We start from the raw sequence: 23,959 nt of genomic DNA, 5'->3' as shown, positions 1-23,959 counted from the left end.
TGCCCGCCAAAAGGCGGACTCGGCAGCATTCCCGGTGGGCATTGAAGCGGCCCGACGGCGCCGCGCAGAACTCGCAGCTCACTTGGGCGGGGCGATGAGGAAGCTGCGAATCGTGGTGATCGACATGTCCGCTACGTCGTGGATGCGGATCATCATCGCCGCGCTCAACGCGACCTTGACGTTCCGGATATTGCTCACGATCGTCGGGGAGACGCCCAGTTCGCGCGACAGGGCGGCGTCGTTCTTGACGGCGAGCTTCGCCATGACAGTGTCGAGCAGCTCGCCAACGTTGTAGGCCGGGTTGTTGACGTCGATCGTCACGAATTTTCTATCGGTGGTGGTGGTGCTCATACGTCGTCCTCATCGGTGGTAGGTTGGTTTTTTCGTGCTCGTGATGCTTTCAAAATCGCTTTCATGCCGGCCACGGCACCGGCCGGCATTCCTTTTTTGGCGCGGGGAGGCGCCACGGTCGGATCGATGATTCCCACGCGGCTCTGGCGCGGTGGTGCCGGCGGGACCCCGCCGTTGTCGATCGCAGCCTGCACCCGGCCCTTGAACGCCAGGGAGGACTCGCCGGCTTGCGCCGGTTGCAGTCCCAGCCGCGCAGCTTCGGCCGCGACGCTGGCGTCCGACGCCCACCAAGCTTGGCTGGCCCGCGCGCCAGTCGCGCGTTCCGGACCTCGGGCATTGCGACACCAGTTGCGCCACGGGCCTTCCCATTCGAGCTTGACGCCACGGGAACCTGCCATCGGCACCCAGTGGTCCCGGAACGTCGCAGCCACCTCGCGAACATGGTCTTCGGTCCAATCTGGAAACTTCGCCAGCGCCCAGTCACCCCATGATTTCGGAAGTGCAAAATCTTTGGGCAAACGGGTACCGGTTGCCGTGTTCCGGTTAACTGATGATTCAATTGATGGTTTACTGGTGGTTATGGGTGCGAGATCTGCGGGGGTTTTTGGCAGAATCTGCGGGGGTGGGGGTGCAGATTTTGCGGGGGTTGGGTGCGGATTCTGCGGGGGTGCGGATTCTGCGGGGGCGTCGAAATGGGCCGAATAGATGTGGTAATTCGTGCTGCGGCCACGCCGCATTTCGCGCCGAAGGATGCCGAGCGCTTCCAAGGCCGTGATGTGGCCCTGAACGGTACGCTCGCCCATGCTGCATTTGTACGCTATCGTCGCGATCGACGGATAACACTCGCCCTGGTCGTTGGCGTTATCGCATAGCGCGATCAACACAAATTTCTGCCCCGACGGCAACGGCGACTTCCATGCTGCTGTCATTAAACTAATACTCATTTGAATCCTATGTGCTGCATCAGAACGGCGCGCCGCCCGCCATGGGTTCGATACGGTGTTGGCCACGCAGTCTCTGCTGGGCGACCTGGGCGACAAGTGCCGCCAAGAAGTCTGGGTTCACTCATCGGATGTCATTCGGCGCTACCGCCCGCCTGGGCCGCGCGAACGCACTGGACGCATTTGCCGTATTGGGCCAACTGCTTGGCAAACGCGTTCTTCCCGCAGGCGCATTTCTTCGGCCGCAGTACCGGCGCGGGCTTGGACGCCCGCGTACGCTCGCTGAACATGTCGGAGCCGATCCGACTTCCGACCGTCCACGTCACGCCGCTCTCCAGGTAATGGCGCCGCTTGTGCCGTTTGGCTTGATATGGCCAAGTGTTTTCAAGCGCTGCAGGGGCGCATACAGCTCGGGCGATTTGACGCCGAGTGCGTTGGCGATCTCGGCCACAGTGCGGCCGCCATGCGCGCGTACGTGCTCAAACGTCTTGCGCTCGATGTCGCTGGGCGGGCGCCGTCCCGCGCGCCGCGCAGGTTCATCAAGCACATGCCTGGCGTGCAGCGCAGCGTGCTGGGCCGCAAAGTGTTGAAATGCATTCATTCGGTCTTCTTTATTGGAGATCATGTTTCCAGTCACGCGGACAGACAGTAGGGGCGGCACAACGCCGCCCGCTCAAAATGCAGACTTGCGTACTTCTTGCCGGCGGACTCGATTAGGAGGTCAAATGCGGGGCACTAGGTTTTCATCGGTACTCGTCCGGTTGCAAGTAGACGATGGCGTCGACCGGCACGACCTTGAGTCCCGCGGCTGCGAGCAAGCGCGCGCAGTAATTGAGTTGCCCGCCCGATTTCGCACGAGAAATAGACGATTCGTGCATACCCATTCGTTCCGCGATAGCGGTAGCCGTTGCGTTATTGATAAAATGCAAGATTGTTGTGAAATTCTTGCGTGACTGGTCGGCAATTTCCGGGGATACTTGGGCCAGGTCGGAAAGTAAGCTCTTGCTGAACTCGGCATCGGACGGGTCGGTATCCATGACAGGACTGATTGGCATGGGGAAATCTTATGCTCTATGGATAAAAAATTGATAAAGTACCGGCGTTAGACAGAAACGAGAGGGCCGAAAAGATCGGGATCGAGCTGGGCGCGAGTAACTTTTCCACCAAGCGCAAGCGCAATAAGTTTGCATCCGACCTTCGACGGCTTGCCCGCCGCCATCCAGCGCTGGACGGCTTGGGGGGTGTGCTTGATGAGCCTGGCAAGCGCGGACTGCGTACCACACAGCCGCACTGCGAAGGCAATTCCAGTTTCCTCAACCTCAATCATCATTGCCTTAAATAAATTATTTTATAAAATATTACAGTTATTTTCCTTTTTTTACAATAATTTATTGTAATTAGTACTATTAAGAAACTATTTCGGTAAAAAGATCAAGATGACAAGAGCGGAAAAAGACGTCCAGGATCGCGCCAAGCGCCTTCGCGACGCGTTGCAGCGGAAAAATGGCGGCAACGCATCAGAACTTGCGCGCTACGCGAACATGGTCCCGCAATCCGTCTCCAAGTGGCTCAATGGAACGCAGTTTCCGCGAGACGAAGCTCTCAGATTGGTTGCAGAGTTTCTTAACGTGACTCCCGAATACCTCAAATTTGGCACGCCTACGATACGCCCACCGCCAACTGCAGATAGCCTTATCCTGATGTACGTGAAGCCGCTTGAAGCCAAGCTACTGACAAACTTTCGAGAGTCGACGGAGAAAGGCCAACAGCAGATGATGATCTCATCGACGCATGCCGAGAAGCTGCCTCCAGAAAAATTACCTGCAAAAGGTGCGGCTTCGGACTAGCCGCAATTGCCGTTCCGAAGTGGCGTGGGCCGCCGACAAGGCGGCGATGGTATCTTCGATGGCGAGCGAACGCGCGACGTTCAACAGATACGCTTTTGACGCGGTCGAGGCGGAGTCGAACAAACCCATCCAGGCATTGCGCGCCTGGTTGGACGAGGCGTTCTCGATAGGCACTTCTGGTAGTGGCAGGTTCAATTCAGCGGCGCTTAGGGTGGACATGGTATTAATCCGTTAACAATAATGTTACAACATGGAAACTGTAGTGACACTTTGCCAGAGCGTAGGGCTCATGGCAACCGAAGTTAACTATCACCTTTCGCCGAAGTAATAATTAACGTTTGACAGTAAACTGTCAGTCACAAGCTGAACAGCATATCAAATTATGAGATTGTCAATTGTTACATTTGGAAAATTTTTATTGCCGACAGACTAGCATGTCAAAATGCGGTGACGATGCGGTCTGTGTGAAGTAGCGCCTGCCGCTGCTGCCGGGCCTGGTACGGCCCCTCTCAACTTTGCCCAATAGCTAAGATTAACAATCTGCGCTACACTTGCCACCGCTTATTGCAATGCGGAATTAAATGGCTTGTAGCACCCCGTTTCCCGAAGTGAGAATGACCACGGCCCAGCTGCGCGCGGTCGCTCACCTCGCCACGACCATACAGGCCGACGAAACCTTGCTGCGCGAGATCCAGCGTATCGTCCCCGCCAAAGTCGCTGGCTTCAGCGAATGGCGCGGCCAACATGATCCCGAAGTGTGGGTCCGTTTCCACTGGTATTTTGATGAGGTACGCAACGATTTTGTCGTGCCGGCCCAGGGCGTAAGCACGAACATCGTCCTTGTTACCCCCTTCAAACACGATCTGTCCCGGTCCACTTTCTACCGCATGCTGATGCGCCGCCTTCGACGGCGGCTCGACTGGCAACCTTATGTGAAGCTCAACCCCGAAGCGCAGGGCGTGCGCGACGATCCGCAGCTGCCGCCCATGCGTGCCGCGTTACGGCCCATGCCGATTGCCATGCGGCCCGTCCACCGCGACGGAACCGCGACCTGGGGCAGAAAGACCGCGCGCGAACTGGCCTGCCTCCCGCCGGCGGACCAGTTCGCGCAGATCGCCAAGCTGGCCAGGCAGAAGTTCTCCTTCGACCAGACCCTCGCCTACGCCCGCTGCAAGGAAGATGCCTACATCTACGTGCTCGAAGAAAATCACCGGCCGGCCTGGCGCGAGGTGTATGCGACGGAAGAACTAGCGATGCGCGATCCACGCCTGCACATGCAGCGCGGCGCCCATACCTGGCACGCCGAGCAATGGCACGCCGAAGACCCGGCGTTCTGGACCGCAGCTATCGAACAAGGCATCGAGCACGGCTGGCTGATGACGTCCGACGATGGCCTGGCCACGCTTGTTCTGTCACGCAAGGGAGAAGCTGTCACGGAAAGGGAACTGCGCCTGATCGAGCCCAGTCTGATCGAGATTGCCCGGTTCGCGCATAGCATGATGCGGCACCAGCTGCGCGCGCCCGCCGACACCCAAACCGCCGCGGGCGCGGTTCTATCGGATATCGAGAGGACGATTCTGCTTCACATGCACGATGGCCTGCAGCGCAAGGAGATCGCCGACCGCATGAGGATGAGCCTGTCTGCATTGGACCGGCATATCAAGTCGTTCAAGGTCGAATTGAAAGCCAAGTCCAGCATCGATGCGATCAACAAGGCCCGGCTGCACGGCATGCTTCCCGTTACAGGGTAATCAGGCGCGATCGATGTGCTCGCGCAGGAACCTGGCGTGCGAATACGGTTCGCGCTTGCGATAGTGGTCGGGTAGATCGAACATCGCCCAGTAGTAGTCTTCCCTGCCCCGCGTGACCTGCGGTGGCTTGCAGTATTTCAGCGGGTCGCCTGGCAGATCGGGGGACCAGCATCCGTCGCCAGTATGGAAAAACGGCACCACGCGACGCTCACGCAGCGCGGCCGACAGCTCCGCCGGTGCCCCCTCCTCTTCAGCGATATCGGCGTGCCATTCAAGGCTTCTGGCGTTCATCATCGGGACGAGCGTGGGCGCTCCTTCTGCGTCAAAGAACAGAAAGCCGTGGGGATTGGTAAAAAGATAGTATTCAACGAATCCGTAGCGATCACACAGGCCCTGGACCATGGCGGCCGCAGCCGGGTCGCGCAAAAATCCAAACTCGTGGGCGTCCAGCTGACTGGCCTGGCTGCGTGATTGATCGAGGAAGTAGGTGTTCTGCAGAGCGTCGATGGCCGTCTCCAGCTGGTCGAGCGCATCGGGCTCCTGCTTGCGAATAAACCGATGGATGAGGCCGCGATTAAAGGCCGCCACGGCAAAGCTCGCGTCGGCGCGCGCAGTGAACATGATTTTCTTACAGGGCAGATCGGCGGCCGCCTCGCAAAACTCCAGCCCATCCATGTCCGGCATCGCGTAATCGATCACCACGACGGTGGGCAGCGAAAAACGCTTGGGATCGCCGACAAAGTGATAGATCCGCTCCAGGTCCGTTTCGGCGGTCGTGCCCCCTTCACCGCACTCATCTTCAAAGCCCAACAGTTGGGGTCCACCTAGGTCCACCCTGCTGAAAATATCCGACACCCAATCGAGCGCCGCGCGAGCCCGGTTGAAGGCGGTCGTCGCCAGGCTTTTTTCGAGGTGGAAATCCAGTATGGCCAGTGAAGAACGATCATCATCAATCACAACCGTCATTGTCGGATGACGGTAAAGCGGCAACTGGACTGGCATGCATGTCTCCTCGGACGGCTTTTCAGTATATAGCGGAATGAAGTTACAAAAAAGGCCAATGTTGGATAAGAGCATTTATCACGAATTCTCACATTTTTTGATGAAATAAAAAATTACAACAAACACGCTAAATTGCAATATTATGTTGCAAGTGCTGGCGACGAGCCGGCGCCATTTCCCCCAAAGCGCACCCCGGAGCCCTATGAAAGAACTCAACAACAATCGCACGCCGGATTTCTTCCTGCTGCCGTGCGCCCAGCCAATGGAACCATCAGTGAAACGTCATTACATCGCGGCCCTGGTCGTGCTCGTCTGCGCAGTCGTCTATCTCAACGTCGCGCACTCCTCGCCCGCCCCCCTCGGCTGCCGCGCCGAGCTGTCCCAGTAAGGCCCCACATGTCGCCTAACTATCGGGGTGTGCAAAAAATGTTCCAGAATGAAATCGATCCACTGTGGGGACGTATTGAACAGTTATTGAAGGAACACGACATCTGCGCTATCGCCGCGTTCGCCATCCCGCTTACGCCGAACACGGGCACGGTTGCCTGTACGCGACACCGAACAAGGACGGCACCATGCCCGCATCGCTGATGGCGGCCTACAAAGCCATCGATCCGACAGCCGTTATTACGCCATTGCCCTCTGACGACACGCCAGCGTAAAGGCTTTTGTCCGCACGAATCGCCACGCACGTCACGGCGCCGAACCTGGCCCTCTGATCTTGGCCCGCCCTACCAGATCGCGCACATGAAGACTACACCCGCATGCCGCCATGCCACCCATTGCGTGGCGTGCGCGAATTTTCCTGATGGCGCACAGATCCTGCGCGAGCTGCTTGCCATTGTCGGCAACGACGGCTATGCAATAACCGCCCTCACCCTGGGCGGCTACCGCAAGGATCTCGACGCCACCATCGCCAACTATCTCAACCTTTACACTCCACCACATGAACGACTTGATCACGCGCCTACGCCTCGCCAATGACCCGACCGCCAACGCGGCCGCCGACCACATCGCCGCGCTAACCGAGCGCATCGCGTCCCAACAAACCGTGATGGACCGCGCGGCAAGCATGCTTGTCGAAGCCATCGCATCCTCGAACGGGATCGATGAAGCGCAGGCCGAGGCGTGCATCAGCAGCATTCGCGGCCAGCTGGCCGAAGTCGGCAAAACGACCGCTGAACAGTACCTTGAGCTGATCTGCGACCGCGTCGCCGCCACGGCCGGCATCGGACCGCACATAGGATTCAATCCCCTCACTGCACTGGACCAGATCCGAGTTGTCTTGCATGCACAGCGGCGGAACGCGGAACGCCTTGAGTGGGCAATGTCGGTGCTGTGGACGCCGGCCGACAGCGAGAACGAGCCGCACCTGGTCGTGCGCACCAAAGGAACAAAGGCGATCATCCGGAAGTTCACGCGGGGCACAACCTGGCTCGATGCGGTCGACCAGCACCTCACCACCTGTAGTGCTCCGTACGCCACATTTTGAACAGCTCAGGCCTCTATTTTTATCAATGGACGATTTTTTCACAAAAGTACTTTGAAAACGTCCAACGTTAACGTTATGATCCTAAGCACAATAATTCAGCCTGGGCATAGCATGGCAATGGTTACTAGAACTTTTCAAGGCGTCAAAGCGAAATTAGCACTGGAACTTACGGGGTTTAATGGAACGCCGAAGATGTTCCGATCCAAATTTCGTGATGCTGACGATAACGTTCATGCACTATATAGTGCGCGACAAATTCGTGAGATTCGCATGAAGTTGCTGGATATCCACCCGGATCATCCCCGCCCCGTAAAACTTCCCCCTCTCATCGTTGACCGTACCGCGAAGGGCGGCGTCGGGAAGACAACGATTGCGGGCAATACCGGTACATGTCTGGCGCTGTCTGGTTACAAAGTTCTGCTGATAGACGGCGACCCTCAAGGCACGCTCACGGGGCTGTTCGGCATCAACCCACTGACCGAGAACATTACGCATGTTGGCGACTTAATGAAGCGAGCTGCGCGAAATGAGCCAACACGGATCTCAGATGCCGTGCGGCCCATCTACGAAGGAGGAATGCTCGATCTGATTCCTGCGGACATCACCATGGCCAACGACTCATGGCTGATTGGCACCTTGAACCGCGAACAAGCGTTTGTACGGCTACTTGAGGAAGAGGTCGCATTTTTTAGCCAATACGACGTGATCATTGTTGACTCTGCGCCAGGATCATCACTTCTGGCTACTACATTCATGCTGGCATGCAAGCTGCTGTTGGCTGTCGTCACACCAGAACCTCATTCCATAGCTGCTATGGACGTACTGGCGTCAAACGTACACGAAATCAACTCTGCATTCAAAAACCGAGATGCCAATTTGGAAGTACATATCGTTGTCAATAAATATAATCAGACCAAGAAGCCCCACAACGATATGCTCGCCACGCTGTTAGCGCAATACCCGAGCCGAATTAACGATGTCATCGTGCGCGACTTCGTCGGATTCTTACGCGAAGCCGATCCGAACAACACGAGCACAAACGGGACTGTGTTAGAGAAAGAGCCAAATTCTGTTGGTGCACGAGACATTATTGACCTAACAAAAACACTTATCAAACGATATGATATTCGTTTGGACTATCGCGTGGCTGGATCTGAGGCGACTGTATGAGCAATTCACGACCAGGTATTAAGGTTTCAGGACTGATCTCCAGCGGCAAAGTTTCCGCCAAAGAGGGGGTGCAGGAGTCTCGCGCTTTTGATGTTCCTACTAGCCTGCCTGATAGCGGAGAAATTGAACAGATTGCGGGCCAACGTCCTCACCTTCAAGTAGCCAGCTCAGCAAGTCCTATGCGATGGGAAGTGGTTATTGATGAGCTGCACGACGTTGACGTCGATCTTGTGTACGACAGCCCGTTCCAGACAGAAGAAGATTCCATTGGGCGTTACGACCCGGAGAGTATTGATGAATTGGCCCATACGATGGCCAATGCCGGTCAGCAAGAGCCAGTCGTGGTTCGTTGGGTGAACGGACGATTCGAGCTGATTGCAGGCCACCGGCGGATCAGAGCGGCAAGATCGATGGGCTGGACGAAAATCCGAGCTCGAATCGTCAAGCTGGACGATACCGCGGCGGAAAAGGGACTGATGGTCCACAACGAGGGACGTAAGGAAAACACCGATTACAAAAAGGCAAAGCTATACGCGCGCGCCAAAGCAAAAGGCTATGCCAGGACGCAGGATGAGCTCGCGCACATGTTTGCTACGAAGCAAGGCTCGGTTTCTAAGCGGCTTGCCATGCTGACCCTTCCAGAACCCATCCTAAAGATGCTTGACGCAAAGCCTGATCTGATTGGTATGGGAACAGCAAAAACAATACATGAGCTTGTCGAAGAACTTCCTGGGGAAATTGATCTTGTGGTGAAGGCGGTCGAGCGCATCAAGGAGCAAAACGCCCCGGAAAATTCGGTACGTGCATGGGTTGCGCAGATGGTCCAATCGCGAAACAAAGTGCATGAAAAAAAGCGAACTGACAGTAAGCCGAAAGTCATCACGGACCCGAGGAACAGACAGCTCTATACAGCGAAGCTCGAAGGCAGGGTAATTACACTGCGCGTCAGTGCGATGGAGCTTGATCCAGTAGAAGAGTTAGCGCTTATGGTCGAATATTTTCAGAATAAAGCGAATGCTATAGCCACTGCTACGTCCAAGCCGACGGAAGTTGAATAAGTGAATTCTTCTTTAAAATCAATAGGTTACAAATTATTCCACTGGAATAATTCGTATCAATACTGCCCAGTAGTGTTTTATGCAAGGATAGAATAAAGTGATTTTCTCTTTAAAATCAACAGGTTACAAAATATTCCACTGGAATATTTTGTGCCGCCTGCATTTCACAACGAGGCCTGCTATGAAAAAATAGCCTCCACAAACAAAAAACCCCAGCTTGCCGGCCGGGGTTTTTTGCTTTCTGAACTACAAATAATGCATTCGGGTGAATAAGAGCTGCGTGAGAACTCCATCTTAGCCCCCCTGAAATGCGACGTCAAACCATTTGTGGCCATATTGGTCCACGGAGAGCGCTCGTGCCTGCAATTACGCTAGATGATGTTGTAAAGCCATACCTTCACCTCCCTACCGCTATTCAAAGTGCCTTAATGAGGGTTGAAACTCACCCTACATTCCGCGCGCTGACGAAAAGTACCCTCTCAGTGCTCAAGGCCCTGGTCACCCGCGCATCCGCCACAAACGGGGCCGCGGTCATACGCGCTCGCGTGGACAGGATGGCCGACGAAGCGTGCGTCAGCTACAAAACGGTTCAGCGGGCCATGCGCACGTTCCGCGAATTCGAGTGGGTCCTTCCGGCAACGGAAGGCAGGTCGGAATACGGGGTCTTCGAGTCGAAGCGCTATGTCTTCACGCCAGGCTTGTGCGAGCTGATCGACTTGCCGACGAAGAGCAAACCGGCCCCAACTGTAGCCCAGGAGACAGAAATGTCCGACGGTGCTATATACGTTGATCTTAGTTTGAAAAAAGATCTACAGGAGATCTCGATCAAAAATCGAGAAGGGCAACCCCCAACCCTTCCTCCCACAGTGGCACGAATTCCAGAGGAAACCGGCATGCTGGCGACTGGTGTTTGCAAGCTGCTCGGGGTCGCTCGTCGCAACGACTACAAGCTCGAAGACGTGTACCTGGTCGCCAAGCGCTACCTCGATAAAATCGGTGCCAATGCCGCGCGATGCTATCGCTACCTGCACGCCATGCTGGTGAACCCGAAGAAGGTCGACTACGCCGGCAAAGCCGACCAGGAACGCCGCAAGTGCGAACCAGATCCAGCACATGAGCTGACCAACATCGCCAGGGCGTGCCGTTTCAAGCGCTACTACCACGTCAGCAACGGCATGCGCGTGCGGTTCTTCGACGGCACCGCGGAGGTGACTCGTGACAGCAATTGCGAACTGTATGCCGGCGAGCAAATGCAGGGCTTGTACAGGGGGATCGCCAACGGCAATTTGCGGGAAGTGGTCGAGTGATCCGGGTGCGCGCACGGCCGCTATCCGGCATCCGGAAGACGAATCGCGATTGTCGCGACGGTTTCCGCATGGCGCTCGGCGTCGTCCTTGTGCAGGTACCGCCCGGTGGTCTTGATCGAGGCATGGCGCGCATTGAGCTGGACGGTCTTGAGCGGTACGCCGCTGTTGGCCTGATGCGTGACGGACGAATGGCGCAGCCAGTGGGTCGACGCGCGCGACAAGCGGTCGGCGATCTCGATCAAGCCGGCTTGCACGGCCATGACGCGGGCGCGCTCGATGACGCTCTTGAGCGCGGCGGCGATCGCGTAATGGCTGGCGCCGCGCTGGGGGCCGCGGGTCGCCAGCACGAGCGACGTTGTGTCGCCAGGCGCCGGCAGCGCGGGCAGGCCGAACGCCTGGCGGTACTGGCGGAACTCGGCCAGGAGCGCCGGCGTCACCGGCACCTTCCCGCGCTTGCTGCCCTTACCAAGGACATGCAGCCACCACGCGCCGCTGTCGTCGCGGCGAATGCTGCGCATGTCCGCGCTGGCCAGCTCGCCCAGACGCGCCGCCGTCAGGTAATACGCCTGCACCAGGAAGCGCGCGCGCGCGCGGCGCAGCGCGGCGCCGGGCGTGTCGTCCTGCAGGACGTCGGCCGCGTCGAGCAGCAGAGATATCGCGGCCGGCGGCAGATGGCGCACGACCGCGTCGCCGCCGATGGCGCGCATGCCGGTGAGCAGCTGGGCCGGATTGGCGGCCAGGTACTCGGCCGCGTACCCCCAGCGAAACAGGCTCTTGATGACGGTCAGCGCCTGCAGCTGCGACACGTCGGCCAGCCGGCCGCAGAATGGCCGCCAGCGCGGGTCGACGCGCGGGAACCGCGTTGCGCTGATCCACTGGTCGGCCGGCTGCGGATCGGCGATGAAAGCGGCGAACGCCAGCAGGTCTTCGTAGCGGACGTCGACCAACTGTTTGCCGTGTGCGCGAATCCAGTACAGGAAGCGGTCGGCCTCCTTGCGGCAATTGCGTACGGTGCGCGGCGACAGGTTCGGCCGGCGCAGCCAAAGCGCGATCAACTCTTCATCGTTGGTGGCACGGGTCAGGGACCCAGAGGGGAGGGGAGGCGGGCCACCGGCGGCAAGCGGACGATGTGGCGCGTGCACGGCTGGAACGCTGTCGATGTCACCCCCTTGCGCGGGGAAGGGCAGGGGGATGGACACAGTTGTTTACTTCTTGGACGGCGGGGTCTTTGCGCGATGCTCGTCCTCATTGACGCGCTTGGCGGCATCCTGAGCGGCGAGCGCATCGGCACGAACCTGGCCGCGCAGCTCAGCCGCTTCCTCGCTGGCGCGTTTGGATTCATCGCGCGTGGCGGCGACCAGAGTCCGCGCTTGTTCCAGCTCGCGTGCCGCACTTTCGAACCGCGCCTGGCTGGCCTGCACAGCCAGGTTGGCCGATGCCAGCTCGCGCGCCGCTTGCTGCGCCATCCGCTCCAGTTCGGTGATGTGGCTGACAGCTGCTTGCTCGCGCGCCTCGATCTCGCCGGCGCGGCGCTCGCTCGCATCGAACCTGGCCGCCGCGACCGCCGCCGCTTGCTCGGCCACCACGCGGGCGGTGCGTTCGACGGCCAGTTCCTCGCGCACCGCGACGAGATCCGCTTCCAGCCGCGGCATCGCCTCGAGGCGCAACTGGGCCTTGGCCAACTCCGTACGCGCCGACTCGGCCGCCTTGCGTTCGCGTTCCATTTCGACCTGGCCGGCCTGCCAGTCGAGCTCTAATTGACCCGCCTTGCCCTGCACGGTAGCCAGGTCCACCTGCAGCGCCGTCAGCGCGTCGACCTGACGCTCGATCTCGGCAGCCTGGCGCTCGTTCTCGGTGGCGAGATCGGCCGCCTCCTGCTGCTGCTCAGCCAGCTCGATTTCCAGCGTGGCTTTTGCGCTGGACAGTTCCTGACCCATGAATTCAAGGATGGCGCGCTGTACGCCCGCCGGCAGGGTCAACGCGCTAGCGATCTTCTTTTCCCGATCCGCCCGCCATTGCTGCAACAGCTTGCTGATCGTGCCCAGGCTCCCCATGTTTCCCAGGCGCTCACGCACAGTGCGCAAGGCCGGCGTGGTTCCGGCCGCAACCATGGCGTCCGCAATGGCGGCTACTTGGGCCAGTGTGATGCTCGCTTCTCTACCCATCGATTGTTCCCCATTTGTGATGATACGATATGATACGAATGATATGATACGAATAATCGACAGGCAAGCGACTTTGCGTCTTTCTTGAGTCGCAAGTGTAGCCCGGTTTACCCGTGTTTCGGCGGGTTTATGAACGCGTGATTAGGGTACTAATCACGCGTTCAGTGGTTCAAGAAAATTTCCAATGTAATATATTACGGCGTAGGTCACTTGACTCTGCCAAGAGTAGATAGTTAAACTGACAATTTTGATTACCATTCAAGGAATGCCCATGCGCGCTTATCTCGTCACGATGTTCCTGGCCGGCGTTGCCACCAGCCAGGCGCACGCCAAACTGGTTACCTTCGACTACACCGCCGTGGTCGATAAAACCACCCGCTACGGGGCCAGCACCGGGTACGCCACCATCGACGTGCCTTCGATTTCCATCGATGGCAAGGAGATCGTGGCGGGTGACACGCAGCGCGGCTCGTTCACCATCGACCTCGATACACCAACCTATGACTGGCGGCCGGAGTATTCGACGGTTGAATACCGCGGATCGCTGAACAATATCGGCAGTGTAAGCGTGGACCGGAGCGGCTATAGCTTCGCCTCCGAAGGTTCCCTCTACGAGTCCGGTTTCAGCGTATCGAATCAGCCGTATGGCGACTCCTTCAGCTTTATGGGCAGCACGTACCGTAATGGCACGAGCGGGCACTACGGCAGCGAGTATATGCGGATCAGCCTGGGCGACACCAATGGCGATCTGCTGGCCACTGATGCGCCACCGCAGTTCCTGAACTTTGCGGCCGCCGAATGGTCGCAAATTCTCTACGGGTATTACCCGGACCAAAACGGCGACAGCCTGAGCACCTGGGGAACCCTGACTTCGCTCGCCGTGCGGCCGCCTTCCCCGGTACCGGAGCCTGCCAGCTACGCGATGCTGGCCGCCGGCCTGCTGACCGTGGGGGCGGTCGCACGGGCCAAAGCCCGTCGCAAGGGCTGAGGCTGGAACTCAGATAGATCGACCGCTGCGCCCCGGCGCCCGCCCTACTTGGTGGCCGTTTTCCGCTTTGCGCCCGTCTTGGCTAGAGCCGGTCCCGCTCCATCCTTGGCTTCCCCGCCTACGTTGAACACAACGTTACCAATGTCGGCAAAGACCTAAACCTCCCCTTCGGCGCGCCTGTGGGCAGCACCACCACTAGAATGTGGCAATTTATTTAGCAGGAGATCGAAAAATTATTCCTGCTAAACACGCAGCGTGAGTAACACACGCGCGGATAGGGATCTAATCACGCGTTCACGGACTTTCGGCACGGTCGTACAGGATATCAAGGCGATGCCGGAGAAGGTCTCTACAATTTCAGGTCGCCGTCTTGCTTGAACGCTTGTGCGTCCATCAGTACATCTATCAGACCCCGTACCAGCTTCCGGCTTTGCTGCGGCAAAGACCGTAGATCGTTGACCATGCTAACCATGCGCGCATCCGTACGGGAGTCTGGCGACATCGACGACATATTTCGGCACCGTTCACCCTCGCCGAAGCGCAGCCAGGCCGCATTCACACCCGTCCAATCCGCTAATACTTGTACGTTGCCCTGAGTCGGGATGGCTTGACCCAACAACCATTTACGCGCTGCGTGCAACGTCACTGTTGCCCCGCTAGCTCGAAGATTAAAGCCGCGGGCAACTTGTGCGGGAGAGCAGCATATTTCTGCGGACTTCATGGCGCTGACCAGGCGTTGCGCGAACAGCGTGCGCTCTTCATCGGCGATAGAACTTTTCATAATGAAAATTTACGCGTAAATTCCTAGTATAGAACTCATCGGTGCCGGGCGCCGTACTAGGGAGCTAATCACGCGTTCACGAACTTTCAGCACGGTCGGACAGGTTATCAAGGCGATGCCAGTGAAGGACTCTACAATTTCAGGTCGCCGTCTTGGTTGCACGCTTGTGCGTCCATCAGTACATTTATCAGCCCACGTACCAGTTCCCGGCTTTGCTGCGTAAGCAGCCAGCGGCCCCACCTTCCGTAAGCGCTTAGGCCTGTGTAGAGTTTGCGAACGGTAGCAGCGAGTCGATCCTGCTGTTCGGGCAGGTTGGAAGTTTTTCAAGTGTGTCGGCTAGCCAGCGCGCAGGATCGAGTCCATTCAGTTTGGCGGTCGCGAACAGGCTTTGGATGGCAGCGGCGCGGCGGCCGGCCCGTTCCGACCCGGCAAACAGCCAGTTCTTCTTGCCGATAGCGATCGGCCGTATCGCGTTCTCGACCGGGTTGTTATCGATGGGCAGGCTGCCCGAACTGGCGTAGCGCTGCAGCGCTGGCCAGCGTTTGAGGGCATGTTCAATGGCCTTGGCAGTGCCGCTGCCGGCGGCGACGCTGCGCTGCGTAGTCAGTAACCAGGTATGCATCTCGGCCAAGGCCGGGATGGCATGCTGCTCGCGCAAGGCGAGGCGCTGCGACGACGTCATGCCTGTTGTCTGCTGCTCGATGGCGTACAGCTGGGCGATACGGCGCAACGCTTCCTCAGCCACCGGACTGCCGCTGGCGGCGTGCACGTCGAAGAACTTGCGGCGGATGTGGGCCAGGCATGCGAGTTCGGTCGGACCCGTGGCAAACATTGCCTTGTAGCCGGCGTAGTCGTCGACCATCAGGTGACCGCGCCAGTCCTGCAGGAAGGCGCGCGCATGCGCGCCAGCACGACTCGTCCGGTAGTCAAACACGACCACTGACGGCCCGTCGTCGAGCGCGTTCGAACGGTAGGCCCACAGATAGGCGTGCTTGGTCTTGCCGCTGCCGGGATCAAGCTGGCGTACTGGTGTTTCGTCAGCATGCAGGCAACTTCGCTCCCTGAGCAGTTCGGCCAGCCGGTCGGCCAGCGGCTGCAGGGCCACGCCGATGCGGCCGATCCATTCGCCCAGCGTAGAGCGTGCCAGCGGCACGCCCTGGCGCGCGGCGATCTGTTCGATCCGGTATAGCGGCAGATGGTCCAAGTACTTGCAGACGGCGATCCACGCCAGCAGACCGACTGCAGCCAGGCCGCCGTCGATGACGGCCGACGGGATTGGCGCTGCCGTCACCGTTTCGCAAGGCCTGCAGGCGTACTGCGGCCTGATATGGCGATGCACGAAGAAGCGCGCCGGTTCCACGTCCAGCTGTTCGCTGACGTCCTCGCCGATCTTGACCAGGCCTGCGCCGCATTGCCCGCACTGGCACGATTCCGGCTCATGGCGGTGCTCGATGCGCGGCAGTTCCGGCGGCAGTGGCTGACGGCCGGCACGCTTGCGCGCTTGCTTGGTCGGCGCCTGACTGTGGAGTTCCTCGTCGATGGCGGCGAGGTCCATATCGACTGCCTCGTCAAATAGCATGCGCTGTTCGCCGACCAGCGCTTCGCTGGCCTTGCCGAAGCGGACCCGTTTGTAATAGGCCAGCTCGAACGTCAGCGCCTTGATCTTAAAGTCGTTCTCGGCCAGCTTCGTCCGCTGCTGTTCGAACAAGGCCCGCACCTGCGCCAGCATAGCTGGGTCGATGTTAGTGAGGGCAAGTTCGTTAAGCAGATCCATGGCTCGGTAGTTTACCGAGCATGGATAATGGTTACAAGCGAAACAGTTTACGTCCTCACAGGCGCCACTGCACCGGCGCTGTGGCCGACAAGCGCTGCCAGTCCACACCGGCCACCAACCACTGCCATTGCTCGGCACTCATCTGCCAACTTGCCTCGTCTGCCTGCGGCCAGACGAACTGGCCACGGTGCAGCCGGCGCAAGCACATCCAGACGCCGGTGCCGTCCCAGCACACCAGCTTCATGCGCGTCCGGCGGCGATTGGCAAACACGTAGGCCGTGCCGTCGCACGGCGCTCGCCCTAACGCCTGCTGCACGTGCAGGGAGAGTCCGTCGATGCCCGTGCGCATGTCCACCGCCGCCGTCGCCAGCCAGATCGTATCGGCCGACAGCTGCATCACAACGCACGCATCAATTCCGCCAGCCAACTGGCCCGCATATCGGTCGGCAAGCTCAAGGTCCAACCGTGCTCGTTGCGCAAGCTGATCGCAACCGCCACCGGACCCGCCTGTGCCACCCGCACCGGGAGCAGTGTAGGCATCGCTTCCCGCTTGGTCAAACGCCGTACCCAGTAGCCAACCTGGCGTACCGGAAAGCCTTGCTCGATTGCGTAGGCCCGCTGCGAAAGGCCGCTGGCCTGCCACTGCGCGACGCGCTCTTCCCATACCTTCTCACGTTCCGAATTTGACACTATCACCTCCTGAAAGAATGAGCGGATAGTTTGGCTTGGGCGATCAGGAATTCATAGGTGGAGGGGCCGGACGCTTACTTTGCTGCGGCAAAGACCGTAGATCATTGACCATGCTAACCATGCGCGCATCCGTAGGGGAGTCTGGCGACATCGCCGAAATACTTCGGCACCGTTCCCCTTCGCCAAATCTAAGCCAGGCCGCATTCACTCCCGTCCAATCCGCTAACACTTGTATGTTGCCCTGAGTCGGGATGGCTTGACCCAACAACCATTTACGCGCTGCGTGCGACGTGACTGTCGCCCCGCTAGCTCGAAGATTAAAGCCGCGGGCAACTTGTGTGGGAGAGCAGCATATTTCTACGGACTTCATGGCGCTAACCAGGCGTTGCCCGAACAGCGTTCGCTCGTCCTCGGCGGTAAGACTTTTCATTATAGAAATTTTTACGCGTAAATTCCTAGTATAGAACTCATCGGTACCTGGCGCCGCACTAGGAATGTAATCGGTTCTGTCGCATTGTTGATCAAACGATGGAATTTTCCCTGGAACGGCACTGTGGGCCTCAAACTGGACGGACCGGCCCTGTCAGCGTAAAAAATTGTTCGGCGAACGACATCGCATCGGCGTCGTCGATCTCGAACTGACCCTTGCGGATCATGTGCATCAGCTCGATTCCAGCGAGCACCGTGCCGGCGGACCGGACCGATTTGAAGTTGAGCATGGGCTTGGTCACCCGCTCGATGGCGCGATAGTCCTGCTCGACAATGTTGTTGAGGTATTTGACCTGGCGTACTACGATCGGGACGTCGCGGCCGGCGTTGATCGCATCGATCGCCGCCTTGTTGGCGCCGCTCTTGTTCATCGCGATCTTATCCGGATCGCCGTTCGCACCGATGGCCTTGTCGAAGAAGCGCTTCGCTGCGGCCATGTCGCGCTTGGCCGCCAGCAAGAAGTCGACGGTCTTGCCCTGATTGTCGACTGCGCGGTAGAGGTATTTCCAGACGCCCTTGACCTTGATGTAGGTCTCATCCATGTGCCAGCTGCAGCCGACCGGGCGCTTGTGTTTCCAGGCCATCTTCTCGATGAGCGGCAGGAAGCGAATCGCCCACCGGTTAATTGACGAATGGTCGAGCGACATGCCGCGCTCTTCCATCATTTCCTCGAGGTGCCGGTAGCGCAGCGGATAGCCGGCATACCAGCGGAGGCAGACGAGGATCACATCGATAGGAAAGCGCATCCCTTTGAAATTGAGCATGTCGATTCGTCCTGGGTTCGGGCGCCGCAGTTTACATGATTGCCCCGCCGACGTTCGCTAATGCGACAGAACCATAAATCAGTGCTGCCCTAGGCTGAGTTCCATATTAGCAGCATTATGATGAACACTACAAAACCGAAAATCCAATATCCGATTTTTTCATTTCTGGACATTTCGGCATATCTCTCGTCACGGGTTTTCGTCAACGATTCTTTTACCAATTGCCGCCACGTTTTTTTCATTTTTTTACCCAGCCATATGTCGCTGGCGAAACGCTAGCGCCTGGAGTGCCAACACCATACTCGAAAGAATAAGCACCGCCATAGGCGTGACTCATCCCTCCGCCCACTCCAATAAAAGGAGTCCCAACCGGAGCAAAATAGCCGATCTGATTGCCGGCCCCGCCTAAAAACGAATCGGTCTGGGCTCCGTCCACACCAGATCCAACGATGCTCCCCGCTACTGCGCAGAATCCCAGCTTACCACTTGGCGCAGGATAGCTCCTTAACAGGCTACCTTGCGCATAGACATTACCATTATGGAGATTCATCGCTACCCCACCAGACACAATATACAAGTTCGCCGACGCCGATACATAGTCGGGCCCACGGAGCGTGTCAGCGAGCTTCTCTGCGGTCACGTTCCATAGCTGCAGGACAGGGTTCTGCTTGGAATAAATCGAAAAGTCGTACGTGTAGTCAGCTAGCCCGGCAGGATCGATTGACGATACGGGATTTCCGCCGACATAGGCATAGGTATTAATGCCGCCCGCCAGTCCGATCGGATCGCTTTGGATGTACCGTCCCGTCTGCGGATCATAGTCCCTGTGGTAGTTGTGAAACAGATTCGTGCTTCGGTCGTAGTACTGGCCTGGCATGCGCAAGTTAAATGTAAAGGTACCTGATCCGTTGAAATATTCGGTCGGCGGTGTCAGCCCGAACGGATCACCGTTGTCCCAGCGCCAGACAATCTTGTTGTCGAGCGTGCGCGTGATCATCCGTGGCGATCCCAAATGATCCGGATGAATATGGAACACGTTAATCGCCGTGCTTTGGGCAGGTGCCGTTCCTGTCACTGTCTGCGTCAGCACTGCCACCGGCAGATTGCCCAGGTACACCGTCTCGCGCATCGCCTTGCCGTTGAGATAGCTGTACTCACCTACCAACTGTCCTTGCTCGTCATAGACGAATATACCACCACCGTAAGTCTGGAATACACGCTGATCCAGGCCGTTGAACAGCTGGTGGGTGGTGACGGCACCATTCTCGTTCCTGTACGGGCGGCCCCGGCCGCTATAGGTGACGACGTGCGTGCCACCCGTCATCAGATCACCCGCGCCGTTATAGAGATTCGTCTTTGCCGGCCCCGGGCCGGTGGTCGCGCTCAGCTTGTTGCTGAGCGGGTCGATGGTGTTCGTGTAGCTGTTCGCTCCGAACCCAGCCTTGACGCGGTTACCGCTGGCGTCGTAGGCGTAGGTCTGGCTGGTGCCGTTGCCATTGTAGCTGGTCAGGCGATTCAACTCGTCGTAGCCAAAGGTCTGGTTCAAGCTGGCAGGGCTGGGCGCCGTTCCTGTACCAGTATGGGTGTATCCCTTGATGCGGCTGGCGGCGTCGTAATTGACCGTGCGTACAACGCCGTTCGCCGAAGGGCTTCCCATCGTATAGCTGCTGATCCGGCCATCGAGGTCGTAGGTGCGCACATGCGCGTACTGGTTTGCTGGAACGCTATTGCCCCATGTCCAGCCGGTGGTGCCGCCAAACGGTGAGTAGGTGATATTGTTCAGCAAAACAATACTGCTGTTGATGTTGATGTTGGTGCCGGTACCATTGGCTGCCACTGGGTTCAGCGTGATGCTGGCGACCTGGCCCGCAGGGTTGTAGCCATAGTTAACGCGGTTCCCGCTCGGGTAGGTCACGCTCGCCAGCCGGCCGGCCGCATCGTACTCATAGGCAAGCGTATGCGTGTTGGTGTAGGTCCCCAAGCCGGTCGTGGTCTGGGCTTTGGTCGCTAGCCGCCCGAATGCGTCATAGGTATAGGTCGTATAACCCGATTCATCCGTCATCCGCGTTATTTTGCCAGCGGCAGTCGGTGTCAGCTTGGCGTCGCCGTCGTACTCGAACGTGGTTCCGACGGTGCCCGTATAGTCGATCCGGGTCAGGCGGTTGAGCGCATCATAAAAATAGGTATTCGTCTTACCGCGGCCGTCGATGCGCGTTTTCAGGTTGCCGGCGGCATCGTAGGTTGACTTGGTCAGGCCCGTGTCGGGGCTTCCCAGCTCGTTGCGGTTACCCAGTCCGTCAACGCCATAACGCGTCTCCAGGTTACGCGGATCGGTCACCGTCGCGACTTGGTCGATGCCGTCGTAACCATACTTGATGGTCGGGCGGGCGCCGTTAGTCAGCGGCTGTTCCACCTGTTTTACACGGTCGAGTGGATCGTAGGTGAGGTTCGTCACCCGTCCCAGCGGGTCGGTAATTTCCTTCAGATTGCCGACAAGGTCGTACTTGTAACTGGTGGCCGCTTCCGGCACCGACTGCGCCGATGCGACGGTGCCGGTATAGGCACCCAGCAGCGGGGTATACGTCATCACAACAATCAATGCGCCGGAAGTCAAACGGCTGAAAATACGGCGGGTCATCGTGCAGCTCCGGTTTGGCTCGTCAGACGGCCGGTTTTGTCATAGGTACGGGTAATCTGGCGCACAAGGTTGCCTTTGTGGTCGCGCACTTCTTCCTTGATCCTGTTGCCGGTGAGGTCGAGTGTATAAATGATGCTTTCGAGGCTCTCGTCACGGCCGCTGACGACCGAAGTGAGCCGGTGCGCCGCATCGTAGGTATACTTCGTCACGCTGTTGTCGGGAAACGTGACCATCTCGATCTGACCTGACGGCGTGTAGGCGTATGTGGTCGTCTGTGGGGGCTTATTTGCGTCTATGCCGCTTGATACGATTTTCGACTTGACCCATCCGCGCTCGGTGTAAGCCAGCTCTGTCGTAACGCCGTCAGGCGCGCGAATCGTGTGAACCCGGCCATGGTCGTCATAGCTCCCGTAAGTCGTCGCTTTGCCGACGGCGTTCGTTACTGTGATCAAGTCGCCCGTCTTCGAGTCATAGCCGTACTTGGTGACGTCGACGATGTCGCTACGCGGACCGGTCACGGTTGTCAATTGCCCTTTATCGTATGCGTATGCCCATTTCCGGACGCTTCCCGTCAGAGGCGCGTTCACTCCCTGCGCGCCCGTCAGGTCGGTGGTGGCCTGCTCGGTCTTGGTTATATTGCCGGTTTTGAAGTCGTACTGGTATTTCGTAATACGCTTGGGTTCGGCGATGGTCTCCGGCAGGCGGAATTCCGCGTGCCATTTGGTCGTGGTTTTACGTGCTGGCGAAGCAAGTGTCTGCGCGGCCAGCAGCGACGTACAATCGGCAGTTGACGCGCCTTCGACCCGCGCCGTTTCCAGATTGCGCCCGGCCTCATATTGGAAGCAGCTGTAGTTGCCGTTGAAATCCTTCGTCATGGTGACATTGCCGATGGCGTCATATTTACGTTGGGCGATCGAGCCGCACTCCACGCAGGGTGCGTAAATGTTGGTAGTTTTAGCAACCCCTTGCACATAATCCTTTTCAAAGTAGCTCACCGACGTCACCGGTTTTTCCTTCGGCCCCACATAGTGGGTCACAATTGCCAATGGCGGCCCCCCTGTATCAGGCTTAGCGACATAGGCGACCGTGACCTTGTCGATGTCTTCGCCGAGTTGCGAGGACGTCGCCCGCCCGGCGCAGTCGTACGTCCAGCTGATGTGGCGATCTTCATTTTCATCGACCAGGCCAGTCATCAGGTTTCTGAAAGCCGTGGGGCCAAAACCATTTCCGGTTGTTTTGGTCAGCAATTTGCATTCCGCGTCGTCATTGATCTGGATTTTGCTTGCCTCGTTATACCAGTACGTCTGGCTTTTTCCGTCAGGGTAAGTCACCTTGGTCAGATTGTTTGCCTTGCAGGCGACGCTGGCTTCATTGCCTGGAATGCAGCCACCCGATGCGCCGTCATATTCGTAGAGCGTGGACTTACCCGCAGGATCGATCATTTCGGCAATGCGGCCTTTCACGTCATACCTGAACTGGAGCTGGCGTCCCCAGTTGTTCGTCACACAAAGCAGGCGGCCGGCCGGAAGTACGTCATCCGGATGCACGTTGGCACAAGCGGGTGCGGCTGCTGGAAAATGACTGACGCTAGTGTTATTACTGACGCCGTCGCTATACGTGAATACTTGCTTGAGCCCGCTGCGTTCCGTTACGGACAACAGCAAACCTTTAGCGTCGAAACGTTCCGTGCGGTCATGCTGTGCACTGGTGAGTATCCACTCTTTTACGGCCAAATTGTCTCCCGCCATGACTGGCGACAGCCTGTCGCACACGTCGGGCGAACTGGTGTAATTGCCATTGGTGGAACGTGTGAACATCGTTTGCCTGCCGTCAGGATGGCTGACGGATACCCTGCTTGGAATCGGCTCATCGCTCTGGAAACCGGACGAGCAATCGAACGAGCCGTCTACCGGGGAACGCCAGCAAGTGCTTCCGTTAGAGTATTGTTTTTCAGGCCTGAGCGATTTGTTATACGAATGGGTCCAGCGCACGCCAAAGCCACGAACCACGTAGGGATCCGGATAGGTGGGCGCACTGTTATAGAAACGGCTCAGCGTCAGGCTACTCGCGCTCTGCGGGGCCTGGTAATCCGTGATGATGTGCCACATATTGCCTGTGGCTGGCTGAATCGGTTTGCCGACGGTCGGTCCGGGTGCTTCAGGACATCCAATGCCAATATTTTTTCCGTCCGCGTCCTTGTTTGACTCAGGTGTGAAATAGACGCATTTATCTTCCTCAGCGGAATAGCGATAGTTTTTCGCTGCGTGGCATACCAATCGCCAGCGCTTCATAGGCAAGGGATTAGGTTCTAATTTTATTGTCTCGACGCATACGCCATTTACCACACCATAGTAGTATGCGGATATCGACTTGTGTGAATAGCCGCGCATTGCATCGGCATCTACAATTTCAGCCCCGTAAATTGACGATGGGGGTGACACAAAATTTATTTTACAATAGTCTTTATTCACGTCCAGGGCTTTTACACGCGCGATCGCTGTTTTGATTGCGCCCGCCTCATCCAGGTCCTCACTTCCGCCAAAAATAGTATATTTATACGGACCAAAGGTGTCGGGTCTAGGCGTAGGCTCAGCGGCCCGCGCAGGGAGCGTGACACACAGGGAAATTGCCGTGATTAGTACGAAAAAAATGCGGTGGGGCGATAGCCGCGATAAAAACGGTGCGCCTGCGAAGGGAAAAGCCATGTCATACCTTTGATTTTTTAAAGTTGCAGAATTATCTCATGTTGCC

Annotated in this window: 25 protein-coding genes; 9 read left to right on the top strand and 16 right to left on the bottom strand. The window is 58.0% G+C overall.

The window, feature by feature from the left end:
• Positions 1-78: 78 nt before the first annotated feature.
• The 5 genes from CR152_RS32525 to CR152_RS32500 form a co-directional block, all read right to left on the bottom strand.
• Complete coding sequence (locus CR152_RS32525; protein WP_099883130.1) at positions 79-351, bottom strand: helix-turn-helix domain-containing protein; 273 nt, start codon at positions 349-351, stop codon at positions 79-81.
• Positions 348-1,295: a helix-turn-helix domain-containing protein gene (locus CR152_RS32520; protein WP_099883128.1), complete on the bottom strand. Its 948-nt coding sequence runs from the start codon at positions 1,293-1,295 to the stop codon at positions 348-350. Before CR152_RS32520 ends, CR152_RS32525 begins: the two co-directional genes overlap by 4 nt.
• A 319-nt stretch (positions 1,296-1,614) precedes the next feature.
• Entirely contained in the window at positions 1,615-1,893 is a 279-nt protein-coding gene (locus CR152_RS32510) for a hypothetical protein (protein ID WP_099883124.1), read from the bottom strand.
• Positions 1,894-2,035: 142 nt separating this feature from the next.
• Complete coding sequence (locus tag CR152_RS32505; protein WP_099883122.1) at positions 2,036-2,329, bottom strand: hypothetical protein; 294 nt, start codon at positions 2,327-2,329, stop codon at positions 2,036-2,038.
• A gap of 65 nt (positions 2,330-2,394) precedes the next feature.
• A complete protein-coding gene (locus CR152_RS32500; protein WP_099883120.1) occupies positions 2,395-2,622 on the bottom strand; it encodes a YdaS family helix-turn-helix protein in 228 nt (75 codons plus the stop codon).
• Between the two features lie 106 nt (positions 2,623-2,728).
• On the opposite strand from CR152_RS32500, the gene CR152_RS32495 reads away from it, so the two are divergent.
• Positions 2,729-3,139, top strand: coding sequence for a helix-turn-helix domain-containing protein (locus tag CR152_RS32495; protein WP_099883118.1), 411 nt, complete (start codon positions 2,729-2,731; stop codon positions 3,137-3,139).
• Here the strand turns inward: CR152_RS32495 and CR152_RS33540 are convergent.
• On the bottom strand, positions 3,110-3,358 hold the full coding sequence (locus tag CR152_RS33540; protein ID WP_157778903.1) for a hypothetical protein: 249 nt from the start codon (positions 3,356-3,358) through the stop codon (positions 3,110-3,112). The two genes, CR152_RS32495 and CR152_RS33540, sit on opposite strands and share 30 nt — an antisense overlap.
• Positions 3,359-3,753: 395 nt before the next feature.
• On the opposite strand from CR152_RS33540, the gene CR152_RS32485 reads away from it, so the two are divergent.
• Positions 3,754-4,890 carry a DUF4902 domain-containing protein gene (locus CR152_RS32485; RefSeq protein ID WP_167400017.1) on the top strand — a complete coding sequence of 379 codons (1,137 nt, stop codon included), beginning with the start codon at positions 3,754-3,756 and terminating at the stop codon, positions 4,888-4,890.
• On the opposite strand, the gene CR152_RS32480 is transcribed toward CR152_RS32485, so the two are convergent.
• The gene (locus tag CR152_RS32480; RefSeq protein WP_157778902.1) at positions 4,891-5,892 is read right to left on the bottom strand and encodes a response regulator; all 1,002 of its coding nucleotides are present in this window, start codon (positions 5,890-5,892) and stop codon (positions 4,891-4,893) included.
• A 202-nt stretch (positions 5,893-6,094) separates the two neighbouring features.
• Between CR152_RS32480 and CR152_RS32475 the strand changes: the two genes are divergently transcribed.
• The 6 genes from CR152_RS32475 (at position 6,095) to CR152_RS33530 (ending at position 10,919) form a co-directional block, all read left to right on the top strand.
• Positions 6,095-6,280 carry a hypothetical protein gene (locus CR152_RS32475; RefSeq protein ID WP_099883110.1) on the top strand — a complete coding sequence of 62 codons (186 nt, stop codon included), beginning with the start codon at positions 6,095-6,097 and terminating at the stop codon, positions 6,278-6,280.
• 359 nt (positions 6,281-6,639) lie between these two features.
• Positions 6,640-6,876 (top strand): hypothetical protein, encoded by a 237-nt coding sequence (locus CR152_RS33535; protein WP_157778901.1) that lies wholly within the window; start codon positions 6,640-6,642, stop codon positions 6,874-6,876.
• Positions 6,839-7,384 carry a hypothetical protein gene (locus CR152_RS32465; protein WP_157778900.1) on the top strand — a complete coding sequence of 182 codons (546 nt, stop codon included), beginning with the start codon at positions 6,839-6,841 and terminating at the stop codon, positions 7,382-7,384. Before CR152_RS33535 ends, CR152_RS32465 begins: the two co-directional genes overlap by 38 nt.
• Positions 7,385-7,495: 111 nt before the next feature.
• Positions 7,496-8,554 carry a ParA family protein gene (locus CR152_RS32460; RefSeq protein ID WP_157778899.1) on the top strand — a complete coding sequence of 353 codons (1,059 nt, stop codon included), beginning with the start codon at positions 7,496-7,498 and terminating at the stop codon, positions 8,552-8,554.
• Positions 8,551-9,612 carry a ParB/RepB/Spo0J family partition protein gene (locus CR152_RS32455; protein WP_099883102.1) on the top strand — a complete coding sequence of 354 codons (1,062 nt, stop codon included), beginning with the start codon at positions 8,551-8,553 and terminating at the stop codon, positions 9,610-9,612. Before CR152_RS32460 ends, CR152_RS32455 begins: the two co-directional genes overlap by 4 nt.
• A 482-nt stretch (positions 9,613-10,094) precedes the next feature.
• On the top strand, positions 10,095-10,919 hold the full coding sequence (locus tag CR152_RS33530) for a hypothetical protein (protein WP_208640327.1): 825 nt from the start codon (positions 10,095-10,097) through the stop codon (positions 10,917-10,919).
• Between the two features lie 20 nt (positions 10,920-10,939).
• Here the strand turns inward: CR152_RS33530 and CR152_RS32445 are convergent, their stop codons facing one another.
• Positions 10,940-11,974 carry a tyrosine-type recombinase/integrase gene (locus CR152_RS32445; RefSeq protein WP_099883098.1) on the bottom strand — a complete coding sequence of 345 codons (1,035 nt, stop codon included), beginning with the start codon at positions 11,972-11,974 and terminating at the stop codon, positions 10,940-10,942.
• A 150-nt stretch (positions 11,975-12,124) separates the two neighbouring features.
• Positions 12,125-13,084, bottom strand: a complete 960-nt coding sequence (locus tag CR152_RS32440) for a DNA-binding protein (RefSeq protein WP_099883096.1) — start codon at positions 13,082-13,084, stop codon at positions 12,125-12,127.
• Positions 13,085-13,355: 271 nt separating this feature from the next.
• On the opposite strand from CR152_RS32440, the gene CR152_RS33950 reads away from it, so the two are divergent.
• Positions 13,356-14,072 carry a PEP-CTERM sorting domain-containing protein gene (locus CR152_RS33950; protein WP_208640326.1) on the top strand — a complete coding sequence of 239 codons (717 nt, stop codon included), beginning with the start codon at positions 13,356-13,358 and terminating at the stop codon, positions 14,070-14,072.
• Positions 14,073-14,421: 349 nt separating this feature from the next.
• On the opposite strand, the gene CR152_RS32430 is transcribed toward CR152_RS33950, so the two are convergent.
• From CR152_RS32430 to CR152_RS32400, 7 genes are all read right to left on the bottom strand, one after another.
• Positions 14,422-14,853 (bottom strand): hypothetical protein, encoded by a 432-nt coding sequence (locus CR152_RS32430; protein ID WP_099883094.1) that lies wholly within the window; start codon positions 14,851-14,853, stop codon positions 14,422-14,424.
• Between the two features lie 253 nt (positions 14,854-15,106).
• Positions 15,107-16,627 (bottom strand): IS66 family transposase, encoded by a 1,521-nt coding sequence (gene tnpC, locus CR152_RS32425; protein WP_099880179.1) that lies wholly within the window; start codon positions 16,625-16,627, stop codon positions 15,107-15,109.
• A 55-nt stretch (positions 16,628-16,682) separates the two neighbouring features.
• Positions 16,683-17,024 (bottom strand): IS66 family insertion sequence element accessory protein TnpB, encoded by a 342-nt coding sequence (tnpB, locus tag CR152_RS32420; RefSeq protein ID WP_099873748.1) that lies wholly within the window; start codon positions 17,022-17,024, stop codon positions 16,683-16,685.
• The gene (gene tnpA / locus CR152_RS32415) at positions 17,024-17,317 is read right to left on the bottom strand and encodes an IS66 family insertion sequence element accessory protein TnpA (protein WP_099873747.1); all 294 of its coding nucleotides are present in this window, start codon (positions 17,315-17,317) and stop codon (positions 17,024-17,026) included. Before tnpA ends, tnpB begins: the two co-directional genes overlap by 1 nt.
• A gap of 560 nt (positions 17,318-17,877) precedes the next feature.
• Entirely contained in the window at positions 17,878-18,570 is a 693-nt protein-coding gene (locus CR152_RS32410; protein WP_099883092.1) for an IS6 family transposase, read from the bottom strand.
• 238 nt (positions 18,571-18,808) lie between these two features.
• Positions 18,809-21,208, bottom strand: a complete 2,400-nt coding sequence (locus CR152_RS32405) for an RHS repeat-associated core domain-containing protein (RefSeq protein WP_099883090.1) — start codon at positions 21,206-21,208, stop codon at positions 18,809-18,811.
• Positions 21,205-23,913, bottom strand: a complete 2,709-nt coding sequence (locus tag CR152_RS32400; protein WP_099883088.1) for a DUF6531 domain-containing protein — start codon at positions 23,911-23,913, stop codon at positions 21,205-21,207. Before CR152_RS32400 ends, CR152_RS32405 begins: the two co-directional genes overlap by 4 nt.
• Positions 23,914-23,959 lie beyond the last annotated feature (46 nt).

The organism is Massilia violaceinigra, from assembly GCF_002752675.1.
In the GTDB taxonomy this organism is placed as follows: Bacteria; Pseudomonadota; Gammaproteobacteria; order Burkholderiales; family Burkholderiaceae_D; genus Telluria_A; species Telluria_A violaceinigra.
This window is presented reverse-complemented; position numbering and strand designations above follow the sequence as displayed.

Bases quoted from the DNA above. Each gene is read 5' to 3' on its own strand.
- CR152_RS32520 (WP_099883128.1), bottom strand. From the start codon at position 1,295: ATGAGTATTAGTTTAATGACAGCAGCATGGAAGTCGCCGTTGCCGTCG.
- CR152_RS32430 (WP_099883094.1), bottom strand. From the start codon at position 14,853: ATGAAAAGTTCTATCGCCGATGAAGAGCGCACGCTGTTCGCGCAACGC.
- CR152_RS32465 (WP_157778900.1), top strand. From the start codon at position 6,839: ATGAACGACTTGATCACGCGCCTACGCCTCGCCAATGACCCGACCGCC.
- CR152_RS32460 (WP_157778899.1), top strand. From the start codon at position 7,496: ATGGCAATGGTTACTAGAACTTTTCAAGGCGTCAAAGCGAAATTAGCA.
- CR152_RS32400 (WP_099883088.1), bottom strand. From the start codon at position 23,913: ATGGCTTTTCCCTTCGCAGGCGCACCGTTTTTATCGCGGCTATCGCCC.
- CR152_RS32505 (WP_099883122.1), bottom strand. From the start codon at position 2,329: ATGGATACCGACCCGTCCGATGCCGAGTTCAGCAAGAGCTTACTTTCC.
- CR152_RS32440 (WP_099883096.1), bottom strand. From the start codon at position 13,084: ATGGGTAGAGAAGCGAGCATCACACTGGCCCAAGTAGCCGCCATTGCG.
- tnpC (WP_099880179.1), bottom strand. From the start codon at position 16,627: ATGGATCTGCTTAACGAACTTGCCCTCACTAACATCGACCCAGCTATG.
- CR152_RS32510 (WP_099883124.1), bottom strand. From the start codon at position 1,893: ATGAATGCATTTCAACACTTTGCGGCCCAGCACGCTGCGCTGCACGCC.
- CR152_RS32500 (WP_099883120.1), bottom strand. From the start codon at position 2,622: ATGATGATTGAGGTTGAGGAAACTGGAATTGCCTTCGCAGTGCGGCTG.
- CR152_RS32410 (WP_099883092.1), bottom strand. From the start codon at position 18,570: ATGCTCAATTTCAAAGGGATGCGCTTTCCTATCGATGTGATCCTCGTC.
- CR152_RS32480 (WP_157778902.1), bottom strand. From the start codon at position 5,892: ATGCCAGTCCAGTTGCCGCTTTACCGTCATCCGACAATGACGGTTGTG.
- CR152_RS32405 (WP_099883090.1), bottom strand. From the start codon at position 21,208: ATGACCCGCCGTATTTTCAGCCGTTTGACTTCCGGCGCATTGATTGTT.
- CR152_RS33950 (WP_208640326.1), top strand. From the start codon at position 13,356: ATGCGCGCTTATCTCGTCACGATGTTCCTGGCCGGCGTTGCCACCAGC.
- CR152_RS32475 (WP_099883110.1), top strand. From the start codon at position 6,095: ATGAAAGAACTCAACAACAATCGCACGCCGGATTTCTTCCTGCTGCCG.
- CR152_RS32525 (WP_099883130.1), bottom strand. From the start codon at position 351: ATGAGCACCACCACCACCGATAGAAAATTCGTGACGATCGACGTCAAC.
- tnpB (WP_099873748.1), bottom strand. From the start codon at position 17,024: ATGCAGCTGTCGGCCGATACGATCTGGCTGGCGACGGCGGCGGTGGAC.
- CR152_RS33540 (WP_157778903.1), bottom strand. From the start codon at position 3,358: ATGTCCACCCTAAGCGCCGCTGAATTGAACCTGCCACTACCAGAAGTG.
- CR152_RS32485 (WP_167400017.1), top strand. From the start codon at position 3,754: ATGACCACGGCCCAGCTGCGCGCGGTCGCTCACCTCGCCACGACCATA.
- CR152_RS33535 (WP_157778901.1), top strand. From the start codon at position 6,640: ATGAAGACTACACCCGCATGCCGCCATGCCACCCATTGCGTGGCGTGC.
- CR152_RS32455 (WP_099883102.1), top strand. From the start codon at position 8,551: ATGAGCAATTCACGACCAGGTATTAAGGTTTCAGGACTGATCTCCAGC.
- CR152_RS32495 (WP_099883118.1), top strand. From the start codon at position 2,729: ATGACAAGAGCGGAAAAAGACGTCCAGGATCGCGCCAAGCGCCTTCGC.